The sequence below is a fragment of the Psychromonas ossibalaenae ATCC BAA-1528 genome, from assembly GCF_000381745.1.
Classification (GTDB): Bacteria; Pseudomonadota; Gammaproteobacteria; order Enterobacterales; family Psychromonadaceae; genus Psychromonas; species Psychromonas ossibalaenae.
Genome location: NZ_KB906980.1, coordinates 17,932 through 34,171, shown reverse-complemented (window position 1 = coordinate 34,171; position 16,240 = coordinate 17,932). Strand labels below are relative to the sequence as shown.

Below are 16,240 nucleotides of genomic sequence, written 5' to 3'. Positions count from 1 at the left end.
GAAAATAGATGGAGATAGTTATGGTTAAGTTCGGTACAGGCGGCTGGCGCTCAATTATTGGTGATGAATTCACCAAAGCAAATGTTTGTTTAGTAGCACAGTCGCTGGCAAATATTATGATGATTGAAGATGTTGTTAACAAAGGTTTTGTGATTGGTTATGACCGTCGTTTTCTTTCCGATAAGGCCTCAAAATGGTTTGCGGAAGTGCTGGCGGGTAACGGTATTAAAGTAAGTTTTATTGATAAGTTCGTGCCGACTCCGATTGTTATGCACAAAGCTAAAGCAATGGGCACAATTTATTCCGCATGTATTACTGCATCGCATAATCCGTCAGACTACAACGGTATTAAGGTGTTTATCGAAGGCGGACGTGATGCAGATGAAATCATTACGGAAAAAATTGAGACACAAATTGAGGCAATAAACTCTGCTGATATTCAAGCGCTGGATTTTGAAAAAGCAGTAGAAGATGGTCAAATTGTTGTTATAAATCCGATGAATGAGTTTGTTGATTCGGTACTGGATCTGCTTGATGTGGAAGCGATTAAACAGGCTAATTTACGGGTTTTAATCGATCCCATGTTTGGTGTGGCTAAAAATGCACTGCAGACGGTATTAATCACCGGGCGCTGTGATGTTGATGTTATCAATGACGGCGAAAACCCGGCCTTTGGTGGGCTGATGCCGTCACCAAGTGCCGCTACGTTATATCAGCTTAAGCATCTTGTGGTAGCGAAAGGTTATGATATTGGTGTCGGCACGGACGGTGATGCGGACAGGATCGGTATTATTGATGAGAAGGGTAACTTTGTTCATCCTAATGAAGTATTAATCCTGCTTTATTACTACCTGATCAAATACAAAAAACAAAGCGGCTCGGTGGTACGTAATATCGCTACCACCCATATTCTGGATAAGATAGCGGCTGATCACGGTCAGAAATCCTTTGAAGTACCTGTTGGTTTTAAGCATATCAGCTCACAAATGGAAGCAGATGATTCATTAATCGGCGGCGAGAGCTCCGGCGGTCTTACAATTCGTGGTCATATCAAAGGTAAAGACAGTGTTTTTGCCGCCAGTCTGTTAGTGGAAATGATTGCGGTAACGGGGAAAAAAATATCTGAGCTGCTTGAAGAGATCTATGATATCTACGGTTACTCTTACACTGCAGAAGGTGACTGTACTTTTAAAGCAGAGCAAAAAGAGGTTATTTACAATAAAGTTTATGTTGAAAAGCAGCTGCCTGAATTTCAATACGACATTGAAAGAGTCAGTTATGCGGACGGTCTTAAAGTTTACTTTAAAAACGGCGGCTGGGTGATTGCCCGTTTTTCCGGGACTGAGCCGTTATTACGCATCTTCTCGGAAATGGAAAGCCAGACGATTGCGGAAGGCATTGTTAATCAGGTGAAGTCTTTCTTAGCACTTTAATTATTGCCCCGTAGAGGGCAATAATTGAGAGTACAGCACAGCCAAACCTCAGCTTAATTACTAAGTTGAGGTTTGGTTATCTTTGTGTGCCACAAAATTATAAATGTATATGTTTTTTTGTTTATGTTTTCACTGTGTTATACAGATAAAAAAAGTGAATTTTTAGTTAAGTATCCAGTTTATTTCAATTTTTTGCTACTAAAAAGCACCTGCAGCTGCTACTTTAAATACTATGACTTGATCATGAGTTGATACGTTTGGGCTTTTAATATCTTCATATTCTGCAGCGGTTTCTAATAACTCACTGCTTATCATTCATTCTCTTCAAGCCGGTGAAATAAATACATGCCGACTGCAGTTAGTTAACAGCCCTGAGGTTAATATCAGCACATAAGATTCCATAGCAAAAGGATTTGATATAGATGAAAAATATCAACTATCTAACTGTACTGCTTAGTTTGTTCTCTTGCCTGGTGCAGGCTGAAAATGAAACAAATGATCTGGCGGAACTTGATTTTGATGAATTAATGCAGATTGAGATCACCTCCGTTAGTAAAAAAAGTGAAAAGCTCTCCGAGGCGGCCGCCGCTGTTTATGTGGTGACTGAAAATGAGATCCGCCGTTCCGGCGCGACCTCTATTCCTGAAGCATTAAGGCTAGTACCCGGGGTTGATGTTGCGCAGATAGATCCTAATAAATGGGCTGTCAGCATTCGTGGTTTTAACGGTCGTCTGGCTAATAAATTATTAGTACTGGTTGACGGGCGTAGTGTCTATACCCCGACCTATTCCGGTGTTTACTGGGAGTATCTTGATTATCTGATGGCTGATATTGACCGTATTGAGGTTATCCGCGGCCCAGGGGCTACCCTGTGGGGCATGAATGCGGTTAATGGTGTTATCAATATTATTACTAAAGAAGCCGTGGATACTCAGGGCGGATATTTGTCACTTGCTGCCGGTAATGAATTACGAGGAATGGCTGAAATACGGCAGGGATTCGAACCTTCTGACAATGCACAAATGCGTGTTTATGCTAAAGGACGCAGCCTGGATGAGTCACTGGATCTGTCTGAAACGGATCAGGATAACGGTGGTGACTACCTACAGACAGGTATGCGTCTTGATGTGCAGCATAAAGATGATCAACTGTTGAGTTTCCAGGGAGATCTTTACCGTAATGATTTAAGGCAGCAGCATACAGTCCCCGGATTTGATCCTCCTTATGCGAATAATATTGCTAATGGTGATGTTGAGGCAAAAGGCGGTAACTTAGGTCTTAGTTGGCGGCAGTTGCAGGGACTGGATTCAGAGCTCAATGTAAAGTTTAATTATGACTTTTATGATCACATTGATCTTAAATATAATGAACGTCGCGATACTGTTAATTTTGAGCTGCAGCATCAGCTTGTTCCTTTTAAGGAGCATGAACTGGTCTGGGGAGCTGGTTATCGCTGGAGTCGTAGTGATGCGACTTCTTCACTGTTAATTTCTATTGAAGATCCTGTGGATCACAGTGATATATGGAGCGCCTTTATTCAGGATACAATTCGATTTCCTGAGCAGAAGCTTTCTCTGACCTTAGGTACTAAATTGGAAAGAAGCAGCTATAGCGGTACCGAGCTGCAGCCTAATATCCGCTTGAGCTGGGTACCGGATGAACAGTTTACTGTATGGGGAGCTGTTTCACGTGCAATGCGTACTCCTTCTCGTGGAGAAAGTGAGTTCATCGTTAATATTGCTTCAGCCCCTTCTTTTGCACTGGACCCGAATAACCCGCTGCCGACTATGATGCAGGTTGCGGGCAGCGAAGATTTTCAGTCTGAGCAGTTAGATGCTTATGAATTCGGCATCCGCTGGCAGCCTCGGGCTGCTTTTGCAGTGGATCTGGCTGCTTTTTATAATGACTATTCAGATGTGCGCAGTTATGAGCCGGGTAGTGCGTCTACAGAGGTTATCAATGGTGAAACATTTCTACTGCTTCCGATGGATATCGCTAATAATATTCAAGTATACAGTCAGGGGCTTGAACTATTAACCACATGGCAGGCCACCTCCAGCAGTCGTTATCGCCTGGTGTACAGCATGATAGATATTCATTTACAGGACAATGGATCTAGTGCTGATCCAACCTCCACGGTGGCCAGTAGAACACCTGAACAGCAAGCCTCATTATGGGGAAGTTTTGATTTGAATCGCAGTCTAGATCTGGATCTACGCCTTTATTATACAGGCACACGCTCCTGGCCGGATAGTACTGTCAACAGCTATATTGATGGCGACCTGCGCCTTGCTTGGCACCCGCTATCATCATTTGAATTATCCCTTACCGGTCGTAACTTGCTGGACTCTGCAAAGCAGGAGACGATAGCAGATCCTTGGGCTTCACCGTCAATGATTGAGCGAAGCGTCTTTGTTCAAGGTGTATTGACGTGGTGATTTATCTTAGGGGATATTAATGCTCAGAGTTGGTGCCTGGCGTTTACCGCTTATTTTTTTCTGCTTGCTAATAACGACCGCTAAAGTGAGTTCAGCGTCTGTTCCGGCTGTGCACACCTTAGAATCGTTAAAGGTTGCATATATGTACAACCTGGCCAAATTTACCCGCTGGCCAGTATCGACTTGGAAGACTCCTGAAAGCTCCTTTCAGTTTTGTGTTTATGGCTCAGGGCGGGTCTCTAATGAGTTACAGACTCTGCATAATAAAAAGATTACTGGTCATTCTATTGTTTTGTATCAACCACTCAATGAGGCTGACTTTAGTCAATGCAATGCCTTGTATATCGAACCATCTGAGCATCTTAGGTATCGTTATATTATTTCATTAATTAACCGCAATGCGGTGTTAACTATCAGTGACGACGGACGTTTCTTACGTCACGGGGGATTAATAAATTTAGTTGAAAAAGATCAGCGTCTGCGTTTTGAAGTGAATATGCGCCGACTCTCGCAGACGGAGCTTAAATTAAGTTCTAAACTGCTTAAAATCGCGATCTTAGTTGATAAACCGAGGTAATGTTAATGATCAGACTCAACCGTTTTTCATTACGCAGTCAGCTAACTTCAATCGGATTGTTATCCGGTACGCTGGTTGCTGTAATTATCGTGATATTAATTGCAGTCATGCAGTACCACTACAGCTATACGGATGCTGAAAATCAACTCAAAGCACTGGCCAGATTAATGGCTTCACAGAGTACTGCTTCTCTAACTTTTCAGGATAAAGAAGCTGCTGAAGAAAGTCTGGCTAGCCTTGAGGCAAAACCAGAAATTGTACTGGCTAGGATTTATGACAACGATAACCAGCTGCTGGCTGAATATATCAAGACTTCTTTTGATCCTGATATAAATAAAAAACTACTGCAGATGAATTTAAAAAGCCTGCAAAGCAGCGGACCTGATGATGTTATCTATCATATTGAGGCGGTTCGTTTAGAGGATAAAATTCTCGGACATGTCATTCTTATTAACGATTTGAGTCAGCTTCTGGCCCGTTTATGGCGCCAGGCATTTTTTGCCCCTTTTATTATTATGCTTGGCACCTTACTGGCTTTTATACTTGCTACCCGTATGCAGCGCCTTATTTCTCTACCTTTACTGCAGATGACTCAGGTGATGGAGCAGGTTTCTGCACAGAGAAATTATCATATCCGCATTCCTGGTCAGCGTAATGATGAAATCGGAGCACTGATCAGCGGTTTTAATATGATGTTAGAGCAGGTTGAAACTCGAGACAGAGTCCTGGCTGAACACCGTGATACTTTAGAGCAGAAAGTAACACTGCGGACTCATGAGTTATTACTAGCCAAAGAAAATGCCGAAGCTGCCAGTAAAGCCAAAAGTGAATTTTTAGCGACCATGAGTCATGAGATTCGTACGCCGATGAACGGTGTGCTGGGTATGACTGAGCTGCTGCTTGACAGTCCGCTTGATCCGCGGCAAAAGCGTTTTACTGAAATTGTTTATCAGTCTGGAAAATCTCTGCTCGATATTATCAACGATATTTTAGACTTTTCGAAAATTGAAGCGGGAAAAATGGAGTTGGAATCGGTTGAGTTTAATCTGCGGGAGCTTATTGAAAGAGTGCTTGTTTTGTATACAGAGGGCGCATCTCGAAAAGGCATACAGCTGACATTTTTTATGCCTGATGATTTTCATTGTACCTATCTAGGCGATCAGATAAGGCTAAGGCAGGTACTTAGTAATCTGATCAGCAACGCCATTAAATTTACCGATCACGGACAGGTAATACTGCGTGTTGCTGAGTTGGAAACTGGAAGGCTGCACTTTGAAGTTGAAGACACTGGAATAGGTATTAAAGAGAATAAAATAGAATATATTTTCAGCTCTTTTTCTCAAGCAGACAGTTCAACTACCAGGAAATATGGCGGCACGGGGTTAGGTTTAGCGATCAGCCGTCAGCTGGTTGAGATGATGGACGGAGAATTAAACGTAAAGTCAGAAGTTGCTAAAGGCAGTTGTTTTGCTTTTACATTGCCGCTGCTGCCTGTAGTGGACACTGCTTCAGCACTTCCTTACGAATTATCTATGCGCCAGACTGCGGAAGTCAATAGTTATGGGCCTATAGGTGATTTTCATTTTGAACAGCCTTATCGTTTACTGCTGGCGGAAGATAATAAAGTCAATCAGGAGGTCGCGGTCGTTATGCTGCAGGCCTTAGGCCTGCAGGTTGATCTGGCAGATAACGGGCTGGCGGCTGTTAAAGCGGTTCTGCATCAGAGCTATGACCTTATTCTGATGGATATGCACATGCCGCAGATGGACGGACTGGAAGCTACCGGAAAAATACGGGAAATGAACTTAAACGGAGTACCTTTTTCTAAACTTCCGATTATAGCATTAACAGCCAATGCTATGGACGGCGACAGGGAGTGCTGTCTGCGGGCTGGGATGGATGGTTATCTGAGCAAGCCTTTTTCGGTTGCTGAACTTTTTGAAGTCTTAAGACCGTGGTTGAGTGCATCAAAGGCGTTAACATCAAATAAGACAGCAGAATCTGCTCAGCGAGAGAGCTTAGCTGCGCTGGAAAAAATTGACAACGAAGTTTCACATTCAGGTCTATGTGTGGATCCTAAAGCTCTGCATGATATTGCAGTGCTGAGTTCGGAAGCGGGGCAGGCCTTAACGGCTAAAGTTACAGCTCTATTTTTAGAAACACTGGAAAAAAGTTTAAAGGAGCTGGCTGAAAAGCCTCAACAGGTCGCAAGCCTGCGCTTATTAGCCCATACTTTGAAATCGAGCAGTGCTAATGTCGGGGCTCATCAGCTGTCGAATTTATGCTGCCAGCTAGAAAAAGCCGCTATTAAGGAAATGTTGTCTGTGATACCTGAACTGATTAGCGAGATTGAAAAGGAATCCTGTGCAGTAAAACGTTATTTTCGTGAAACATAATATAATGTTGAGGTCCTATGAATAGAAAGTCGATCTTGGTGGTGGATGATGATGAAATGACCCGGCTGCTGATTCGCCAGTCATTATCAGAAAGTCTTTATAATATTATCGAAGCGGAAAACGGCTCCCAGGGACTGTCCCTGTTTTATGAACAGTCACCGGATATAGTGCTTTTAGATGTGCAGTTACCGGAATTAAACGGATTCGAGGTGTGCAGACGGATTAGAGAGTCGCTTCAGGGGAAAGATGTACCTGTAGTTATGATTACCGGATCAGATGATACGGCCTCAATTGATAAAGCTTATCAGCTAGGTGCGACGGATTTTATTGTCAAACCGATTAACTGGTCGTTAATTGAACATCATATCCGTTATATTCTGCGTGCCAGTTATTATCTGGAATCTTTAAAGAAAAGTGAAAAGCGCCTGGAGCATGCTCAGCATATTGCCCGGCTGGGGCACTGGGAGCTGGATGGAACTGATGGATGTCTGCTTTTGTCCCGGCAGATAGCTGAAATGTGTTCTTTACCCGGCACCTTGTTTGGTCATGGTCTTGATTACCTGATTGCTTTGATACATCCGGCGGATCGATTATTTGCAAGAAATATATTTATTAAGGCATTATCTAACGGGAAGGCGTTCAGTCTTGATATAAGGTTAAAGCTTGCTAATCAGAGTTTATTATATGTGCAGCTGCAGGGACGGCGGCTGGAAAGCCGCAATAGTGCCAGCCCCGTTCTTTCCGGGGTAATACAAGATGTGACTGAACTCAAGAGGTCGCAGCATCGCCTGGTCCATATTGCCCACCATGACGCCCTCACTGATCTGCCTAATCGAATTTTGTTTCATCAGCAGCTGGAACGGGCGATGGAGCGGGCTAAACGACGTGATCGTAAAGTCGCATTGTTATTTATTGATCTGGACCGTTTTAAGAATATTAATGATTCATTAGGACATGAAATTGGTGACTGCCTGCTGCGTGAGGTTGCCGCCAGGTTTCGCCGTGAAATTCGCAATTACGATATGGTGGCCCGGCTTGGCGGCGATGAGTTTGCCATTATTCTTGATGCAGTTGAAAATGTGCAGGAAGCGCTGCATTTTATTCAACGTATTGTTGCTTTGTTTGAACAGCCTTTTTATCTCAATAATAAAATGCTCTATGTCGAGGCCAGTATCGGTATCAGCCTTTATCCAGATAACGCCTCCAGCGGCGAGGAGCTGCTTCGCAATGCTGATATGGCGATGTATCAGGCGAAACGTGCCGAGCTGCATCACTTTTCTTTTTATTCAGCAGATCTTACCGAAAGTACCATCAGACGTTGGTCATTAGAAAACGGCTTGCGCAAGGCATTAGAAAATAATGATTTTTATCTTTTGTATCAACCTAAAGTAGAACCCGGCAGCGGTCATATTGTCGGTGTTGAGGCTTTGATCCGCTGGGATAGAGGTGATAAGCCGGTAATACTGCCCAGTGAGTTTATTCCGGTTGCAGAAGAAACCGGCCTGCTTATTCCGTTAGGCAGATGGGTGATTCAGCAGGCGGTCAGTCAGCTGCGCAGCTGGCAGAAAACCCTGTGTGCAGAGCTGACGATTGCGGTTAATGTATCTGGTCGTCAGCTGTACAGTGATCAGTTCACCGATTATGTGTGCAGCGTCCTTGAGAAAGAGGGGGTTAGTGCGTCGCTTCTTGAAATCGAGATCACCGAAGACCACCTTGTGCCGAAAAAACGGGACGGTGACTGTCAGGAAACACTAAGAAAATTATCTGAACTGGGTATTAAAATGTCAATTGATGATTTCGGCACGGGATATTCCTCTTTATCACAGTTGAAAAATCTTCCTATTTCTACATTAAAAATTGATAAGTCATTTGTTGATCATATTCCAGATGATGAGCAGGATGTTGCCATCGTTAAATCTATTCTTAGTCTGGCAAAAAACCTCGGGTTAGAAGTTGTAGCTGAAGGAGTAGAAAATGCACAGCAGCTTGCCTGTCTACACGGTTACGGTTGTGATCTGATTCAGGGATATTTTTATTCAAAACCTGTTCCGGTAGATCAGATAGAAGCGCTGCTTGAATCTGATAAGTGTAAATGGTTAAAGTCTTGTGTTGATACTGAAAGCACACAAGGCGAAGCCCGGCTAGATAGAAGTATATCTGTTAACCCCTCTCCGAAGGGGCTGGGAGAGAGCGGAGAAAAAAGCATCATATCCGAAGCGATAGGAAAATAAACCAAAGTTCCTAAGCAGGGACTGCGTGCTCTGTACAGTAAAAGGACGGCACTCGTATAAGTTGATTATCATTCCTTTTGCTGTTTGCTGCTTAACTACATTGTTTTTACCCCATCTGTGTTTATGTAATTACCTTTGCTTTTTACATCCTCAAAAACCCCGGCCTAGTCACATTTTATTAACATTATTTTAAAATTGGTCATACCTTTTGAATATTTAAGTATAAAATGACGCCGATTAAAATCTGTAGTATATCTTTTTGTTGATGTAGATCAATAAGCACTGGACAGTGGTGGAAATAATTGTTAATTTTCATGCTTAAAAGTAAATTGGTAATACCATTTGTTCTACAATTGAATTTCTGTTTATTAAGGGCATCATGTCTTACGCAAAAATCAAACAACCTAAACTTGCAGATGTGATCGAAAACCGTCTTGAAAGCATGATTTTAGAAGGCACTTTAGAGTTAGGTGAAAAACTGCCTCCGGAGCGGGAGCTGGCTAAACAGTTTGATGTGTCCCGTCCTTCTCTGCGGGAAGCTATTCAGCGGTTAGAGTCAAAGGGGTTACTTACACGTCGTCAAGGCGGCGGTACTTATGTTAAAGAGGAACTGCGCGAACAGTTAACCGATCCGCTATTTGAATTATTAAATACACACCCAGAATCTCAATATGACCTGCTTGAATTTCGTCATGCTCTGGAAGGTGTCTCGGCGTATTACGCAGCGCTGCGCGGCACCGCAGAAGATTTCTGCGCTATAAAAAATAGTTTTGAAGCCATTGAAAAAGCGCAGCAGGCTGATGATTTAGAACTTGAAATACAGAATGTTGCATTGTTTTATCTGTCCGTAATCGAAGCGTCGCATAATGTAGTATTTCTACATTTAGCGCGTGGTATTAAACCGTTACTGGAAAAGAATATTTCCGATAACGTTAAGCAGCTTTATTCTTATCCTGAAGTGGCTAAAAAAATTCATCAGCACCGTGTACAGTTGCTGGATGCAATTCTTTCTAAACAGCCGAAAAAAGCGCAGGAAGCGTCGGCAAAACATTTAATTTATATCGAAGAAACACGTCTGGTTATGTTACGTGAAGAGAGTTTGTTTAAGCGCGAGTTAGGACGCTTTTAGCTTTTAAAAAAATAACCGCAATGTGTAGCTATTTAGATTACTTATTGCCGGGATGGCATAAACCACAGGTAGTGGGTCAATCTAAATAGTTATGAAATTTAACGCTTAGCTTAACGGCTGAGATTACCTAGTGCTATATAAGGAAAGTGTCATGACTGACATCTTAAACAGTGATATTGATTCGCAGGAAACTTCTGAGTGGCTTGAAGCGCTTGAAGCGATAATTGAAGAAGAAGGCACAGATCGTGCTCATTTTTTACTTGAGAAATTAATTGATAAAACACGTCGTAGTGGTGGTCATCTGCCATTCAACTCTACAACTGCTTACATCAATACGATTACTCCGGGTCAAGAACCTCATTTCCCTGGTGATTTACCATTAGAGCAGCGTATCCGTTCGATTATCCGTTGGAATGCTCTGATTACAGTATTACGTGCTTCTAAGAAAGATTTAGAACTAGGTGGTCACATCTCAAGCTTTGCGTCTTCTGCGACAATCTATGATGTTGCATTTAACCATTTCTTCCGTGGTCCAAGCGATATTGACGGCGGTGATTTAGTTTACTTCCAGGGACATATTGCACCGGGTATCTACTCGCGTTCATTCCTTGAAGGCCGTATTAGTGAAGATCAGTTAAATAACTTCCGTCAGGAAGTTGACGGTAAAGGTATTCCTTCATACCCGCATCCTAAATTATTACCTGAATACTGGCAGTTCCCGACAGTATCTATGGGCCTTGGTCCAATCTCTGCACTTTACCAGGCACGTTTCCTTAAGTACCTAACGGATCGTGGTATTAAAGACTGCTCACAGCAGAAAGTTTACGCATATCTAGGTGACGGCGAGATTGATGAGCCGGAAGCGCTAGGCGCGATCGGTATGGCATCTCGTGAAAAACTAGATAACTTAGTGTTCGTTGTTAACTGTAACCTGCAGCGTCTTGACGGCCCTGTTCGTGGTAACGGTAAAATCATTCAGGAACTTGAAGGTACATTCCGCGGCGCAGGCTGGGAAGTTATCAAAGTTGTCTGGGGACGTTACTGGGATGCACTGCTTGCACAGGATACGACGGGTAAACTGCTGCAGCTGATGGAAGAAACTGTTGATGGTGAATACCAGAACTTTAAAGCCAAAGGCGGAGCTTACACACGTAAGCACTTCTTCGGTAAATACCCGGAAACAGCGGCTATGGTTGCTAATATGTCAGATGACGACATTTACCGCTTAAACCGCGGTGGTCATGACCCGTTTAAAGTTTATGCCGCTTACAAAAAAGCAGCAGAAACTAAAGGTCGTCCAAGCGTACTTCTGGTTAAAACTGTTAAAGGTTACGGCATGGGTGATGCGGGTGAAGGTAAAAATATCGCTCACGGTGTTAAGAAAATGCCGCTGGATTCGATTAAACATTACCGTGATCGTTTTAATATTCCGGTTGCCGATGCAGATCTTGAGTCACTGCCTTATTATCATCCGGGACCAGAGTCTGAAGAAGTTAAGTACATGACAGCTCGTCGTGAAGCGTTAGGCGGTTTCCTGCCGAAACGTCGTATGCAGACGACTGTTGAGTTAGATATTCCAAAACTAAGCTTGTTTAAAGCATTACTTGCCGGTTCAAACGGTCGTGAAATTTCAACAACTATGGCTTTTGTTCGTGTATTAACTGCACTGCTTAAAGATAAAGCAATTGGTAAACATATCGTACCTATCATCCCTGATGAAGCACGTACATTCGGTATGGAAGGTCTGTTCCGTCAAGTGGGTATCTACTCGCGTGAAGGTCAGAAATATACGCCGCAGGATCGTGAGCAGGTTGCTTACTATCGTGAAGATACGAAAGGTCAGGTACTTCAGGAAGGTATCAATGAGCTGGGTGCTATGTGTGACTGGGTTGCCGCCGCAACATCATACAGTACCAATGATATGCCGATGATTCCTTTCTACATCTACTACTCAATGTTTGGATTCCAGCGTGTCGGTGATATGGCCTGGGCTGCCGGTGATCAGCGTGCGCGTGGTTTCATGATCGGTGGAACAGCGGGACGTACAACACTGAACGGTGAAGGTCTGCAGCATGAAGACGGCCACAGCCACATTCAGGCGGGCGTTATTCCTAACTGTATTACTTATGACCCGACTTACGGTTATGAAGTAGCGGTTATCGTACAGGACGGTATGAAACGTATGTATGATGATCAGGAAGATATCTTCTACTACCTGACTGTTATGAATGAAAACTATGTGCAGCCGGAAATGCCGGAAGGCGTTGAAGAAGGGATCCGTAAAGGTATCTACAAACTGGACGAAGTTAAAGGTTCAGGCAAAGCGAAAGTACAGCTGCTTAGCTCAGGTACTATTATGCTTGAAGTACGTAAAGCCGCGCAGATTCTTAGCGATGATTACGGTATTGATTCAACGGTATTCAGTGCAACATCGTTTAACGAGTTAGCACGTGACGGCCAGGCTGTTGACCGCATCAATATGCTTAACCCGGAAGCGAAAGAAGTTAAAGCGTACATTACTGAGCAGCTTGAAGAGAATGTATTAACAGTTGCATGTACGGACTACATGAAATCATACGCTGAACAGGTACGTGCTTATGTACCAGGTACATACCGCGTATTAGGTACTGATGGTTTCGGCCGCAGTGACAGCCGTGAAAACTTACGCCGCCATTTTGAAGTTAATGCAGGTTATGTGGTTGTTGCGACGCTGCATGAACTTGCTAAATCAGGTGAAGTTGAGCGCTCCGTGGTAACACAAGCAATCGCTAAATTTGATATCGATGTAAACAAAATCAACCCGTTATTAGCGTAAATAAAACTAAGTCTTAGCCATGCTTATCAGCATGGCTTAACTGTTTTTATTGATTAGGAAAAATTATTATGTCTGAATTAAAAGAATTTTTACTGCCTGATATCGGCGCTGATGCAGCTGATATCACTGAAATTTTAGTTTCTGTTGGTGATACTATCGACTTAGATCAGGATATTCTGTCTGTTGAAGGTGATAAAGCCGCAATGGATGTCCCGTCTTCAGTTGCCGGTGTTGTTAAAGAAATCAAAGTAAACGTCGGTGACAGTATCTCTGAAGGTCATGTTGTACTGATTGTTGAAGCTGCCGGCGACAGTTCAGCTGCTGCTCCTGTTGTAGAAGCTGCTCCCGCTGCTGAAGTTAAAGCTGAAACAGCGGCTGCATCGGTTAATGAATTAAAAGAAGTCTGCGTACCGGATATCGGTGGTGATGAAGTTGAAGTAACTGAAGTCTTGGTTTCTGTTGGTGACAGCATTGAAGCTGAGCAGGACATTCTTAGCGTTGAAGGTGATAAAGCGTCAATGGACGTACCTGCACCGTTTGCCGGAATCGTTAAAGAAGTTAAAATTGCTGCTGGTGATAAAGTTTCTGAAGGCACATTAATACTGATTGTTGAAACGCTAAGTGAAGGCGGCGTTCCAGCTCCTGTTGTTTCTGCTCCTGTTGAAGCACCAAAAGCAGTATCGGCAGCTCCTGCGCCAAAAGCACCGCCTGTTTCATACCACCCTGCGTCAAATGAGCAGACCAAAGGCGGGGCAATTCATGCTTCTCCTTCTGTGCGCCGTTTGTCTCGTGAGTTTGGTGTTGATTTACTAAAAGTAACTGGCACCGGTCGTAAGAAACGTATCTTAAAAGAAGACGTTCAGGCATTTGTTAAATACGAATTATCTCGTCCTAAAGCAACGGCATCTACGGTAACCGGCGGCGGAAATGGTCTGCAGGTAATCGCTTCACCTAGCATTGATTTCTCTAAATTTGGTGAAATTGAAGTTAAACCGTTATCCCGCATTCAGAAAATATCCGGCCCGACTCTGCACCGTAACTGGGTAACGATTCCGCATGTTACTCAATTTGATGAAGCAGATATCACGGATTTAGAAGCATTCCGTAAAGAACAGAATGCCATTGCTGCAAAACAAGATTTAGGTGTTAAAATCAGCCCGCTGGTATTTATGATGAAAGCTGTTGCTAAAGCGCTGCAGCAGTACCCTAACTTCAACTCTTCATTATCTGAAGACGGTGAAAGTTTAATTCTGAAAAAATATTTCAATATCGGTATTGCGGTAGATACACCAAACGGTCTGGTTGTTCCGGTTGTGAAAGATGTATTAAACAAAGGTATTTATGATATTTGTCGTGAAATCGGTGAAATATCTAAGAAAGCACGTGCAGGTAAATTAACAACTAAAGATATGCAGGGCGGAAGCATGACAATTTCCAGTCTTGGCGGTATTGGTGGTACACAGTTTACACCTATCGTAAATGCACCGGAAGTGGCTATTTTAGGTGTTTCTAAATCGGCAATGAAACCATTATGGAATGGTAAAGAGTTTGAACCTCGCTTAATGGTTCCTCTAGCTCTTTCATACGATCATCGTGTGATCGATGGTGCTGACGGTGCGCGTTTCATTACCGCAGTCAATAACTACCTATCTGATTTACGTACATTAATTTTATAATAATGTTAACAGGTCGGCATTTGTCGACCTTTTATTTTGCATTTGTTTAACAATTAAATAGACTCGAAAAACTTCAGTCGTTTTTCTAGCGTAAACGCTAATAATAGAGGTCAAAATGAGTAAAGAAATTAAAGCACAAGTTGTGGTATTAGGCTCAGGCCCTGCTGGTTACTCAGCAGCATTCCGTGCAGCTGATCTAGGCTTAGAAACCGTATTAATCGAAAAATACAGCACACTTGGCGGTGTTTGTTTAAATGTCGGCTGTATCCCGTCAAAAGCCCTGTTACATGTTTCAAAGGTGATTGAAGAAGCTAAAGCACTTTCTGAACACGGCGTATTATTCGGTGAACCTTCAACAGACGTGGATAAAATCCGCATCTGGAAAGACAAAGTTGTTTCACAGCTGACCGGCGGCCTGAAAGGCATGGCTAAAATGCGTAAAGTGACCGTGGTAAACGGTTTTGGTAAATTTACCGGCGCTAATACGATTGTTGTGCAGGGCGAAGATGAAAAAACCACGGTTAACTTTGATAATGCGATCATCGCTGCTGGTTCCCGCCCGGTTAAATTACCGTTTATTCCACATGATGATCACCGTGTCTGGGATTCAACTGATGCATTAGAGCTTCGCTGCGTACCGAAACGTCTGCTTATTTTAGGCGGCGGTATCATAGGTCTGGAAATGGGGACTGTATATAAATCACTGGGTTCAGATGTTGATGTTGTTGAGTTTGCAGACCAGCTGGTGCCGGCTGCAGATAAAGATATTGTGCAGATTTATACTAAAAAAGTGAAAAATAAATTTAACATCATGCTGGAAACCAAAGTGACCGCGGTTGATGCGAAAGAAGATGCGCTTTATGTTTCATTTGAAGGTAAAAATGCTCCTGCAGAAGAAAAAGCCTACGATGCAGTATTAGTTGCCGTCGGCCGTGTACCAAACGGTCTGTCTCTGGATGCTGAAAAAGCAGGCATTACTGTGACTGAGCGTGGTTTCATCGAAGTTGACAAGCAGATGCACACTAATGTTGAACATATTCATGCAATCGGCGATATTGTCGGTCAGCCTATGCTTGCGCATAAAGGTGTGCATGAAGGGCATGTTGCCGCTGAAGTTATTTCCGGTAAGAAACATTACTTTGATCCGAAAACGATTCCTTCAATTGCTTATACTGAACCAGAAATGGCCTGGGTTGGTTTAACTGAAAAAGAAGCCAAAGAGCAGGGCATTAACTATGAGAAAGCCGTATTCCCTTGGGCGGCTTCTGGTCGTGCAATCGCTTCAGACTGCTCTGACGGTTTAACTAAGCTTATCTTTGATAAAGAAACGGACCGCGTAATCGGTGGTGCTGTGGTTGGTTCAAATGCGGGTGAATTATTAGGTGAAATCGGTCTGGCAATCGAAATGGGTTGTGATGCCGAAGATATTGCATTAACAATCCATGCGCATCCTACACTGCACGAATCAGTGGGGCTGGCAGCCGAAATTTATGAAGGTTCAATTACTGACCTTCCTAATGCTAAAGCGGTCAAACGTAAGTAACC

Annotated in this window: 9 protein-coding genes; all 9 read left to right on the top strand. The window is 43.2% G+C overall.

Translation table 11 applies throughout. From position 1 onward, the window contains the following. The first annotated feature begins 20 nt into the window (after positions 1–20). The 9 genes from G327_RS0108835 to lpdA all read left to right on the top strand — a co-directional run bounded on the left by G327_RS0108835 (position 21) and on the right by lpdA (position 16,238). A complete protein-coding gene (locus G327_RS0108835) occupies positions 21–1,433 on the top strand; it encodes a phosphoglucomutase/phosphomannomutase family protein (RefSeq protein WP_019614405.1) in 1,413 nt (470 codons plus the stop codon). Positions 1,434–1,855: 422 nt separating this feature from the next. Beyond that, a complete protein-coding gene (locus G327_RS0108825; RefSeq protein WP_019614403.1) occupies positions 1,856–3,871 on the top strand; it encodes a TonB-dependent receptor plug domain-containing protein in 2,016 nt (671 codons plus the stop codon). 19 nt (positions 3,872–3,890) lie between these two features. Then, positions 3,891–4,448, top strand: coding sequence for a YfiR family protein (locus G327_RS26000; RefSeq protein WP_019614402.1), 558 nt, complete (start codon positions 3,891–3,893; stop codon positions 4,446–4,448). Between the two features lie 5 nt (positions 4,449–4,453). Then, a complete protein-coding gene (locus G327_RS24300; protein ID WP_019614401.1) occupies positions 4,454–6,844 on the top strand; it encodes an ATP-binding protein in 2,391 nt (796 codons plus the stop codon). A gap of 17 nt (positions 6,845–6,861) precedes the next feature. Further along, positions 6,862–9,075 (top strand): two-component system response regulator, encoded by a 2,214-nt coding sequence (locus tag G327_RS24295; RefSeq protein ID WP_083938471.1) that lies wholly within the window; start codon positions 6,862–6,864, stop codon positions 9,073–9,075. Positions 9,076–9,454: 379 nt separating this feature from the next. After that, positions 9,455–10,204: a pyruvate dehydrogenase complex transcriptional repressor PdhR gene (pdhR, locus tag G327_RS0108805; protein ID WP_019614399.1), complete on the top strand. Its 750-nt coding sequence runs from the start codon at positions 9,455–9,457 to the stop codon at positions 10,202–10,204. 151 nt (positions 10,205–10,355) lie between these two features. After that, the gene (gene aceE, locus G327_RS0108800) at positions 10,356–13,019 is read left to right on the top strand and encodes a pyruvate dehydrogenase (acetyl-transferring), homodimeric type (RefSeq protein ID WP_019614398.1); all 2,664 of its coding nucleotides are present in this window, start codon (positions 10,356–10,358) and stop codon (positions 13,017–13,019) included. A 68-nt stretch (positions 13,020–13,087) separates the two neighbouring features. Continuing rightward, positions 13,088–14,695, top strand: coding sequence for a pyruvate dehydrogenase complex dihydrolipoyllysine-residue acetyltransferase (gene aceF / locus G327_RS24290; protein WP_019614397.1), 1,608 nt, complete (start codon positions 13,088–13,090; stop codon positions 14,693–14,695). A 115-nt stretch (positions 14,696–14,810) separates the two neighbouring features. Next, positions 14,811–16,238, top strand: coding sequence for a dihydrolipoyl dehydrogenase (gene lpdA, locus G327_RS0108790; RefSeq protein WP_019614396.1), 1,428 nt, complete (start codon positions 14,811–14,813; stop codon positions 16,236–16,238). The last annotated feature ends 2 nt before the right edge of the window (positions 16,239–16,240 follow it).

What these genes read in the sequence shown, in the direction of transcription:
- G327_RS0108835 (WP_019614405.1), top strand. Translation starts at nt 21, where the DNA reads ATGGTTAAGTTCGGTACAGGCGGCTGGCGCTCAATTATTGGTGATGAA.
- G327_RS0108825 (WP_019614403.1), top strand. Translation starts at nt 1,856, where the DNA reads ATGAAAAATATCAACTATCTAACTGTACTGCTTAGTTTGTTCTCTTGC.
- G327_RS26000 (WP_019614402.1), top strand. Translation starts at nt 3,891, where the DNA reads ATGCTCAGAGTTGGTGCCTGGCGTTTACCGCTTATTTTTTTCTGCTTG.
- G327_RS24300 (WP_019614401.1), top strand. Translation starts at nt 4,454, where the DNA reads ATGATCAGACTCAACCGTTTTTCATTACGCAGTCAGCTAACTTCAATC.
- G327_RS24295 (WP_083938471.1), top strand. Translation starts at nt 6,862, where the DNA reads ATGAATAGAAAGTCGATCTTGGTGGTGGATGATGATGAAATGACCCGG.
- pdhR (WP_019614399.1), top strand. Translation starts at nt 9,455, where the DNA reads ATGTCTTACGCAAAAATCAAACAACCTAAACTTGCAGATGTGATCGAA.
- aceE (WP_019614398.1), top strand. Translation starts at nt 10,356, where the DNA reads ATGACTGACATCTTAAACAGTGATATTGATTCGCAGGAAACTTCTGAG.
- aceF (WP_019614397.1), top strand. Translation starts at nt 13,088, where the DNA reads ATGTCTGAATTAAAAGAATTTTTACTGCCTGATATCGGCGCTGATGCA.
- lpdA (WP_019614396.1), top strand. Translation starts at nt 14,811, where the DNA reads ATGAGTAAAGAAATTAAAGCACAAGTTGTGGTATTAGGCTCAGGCCCT.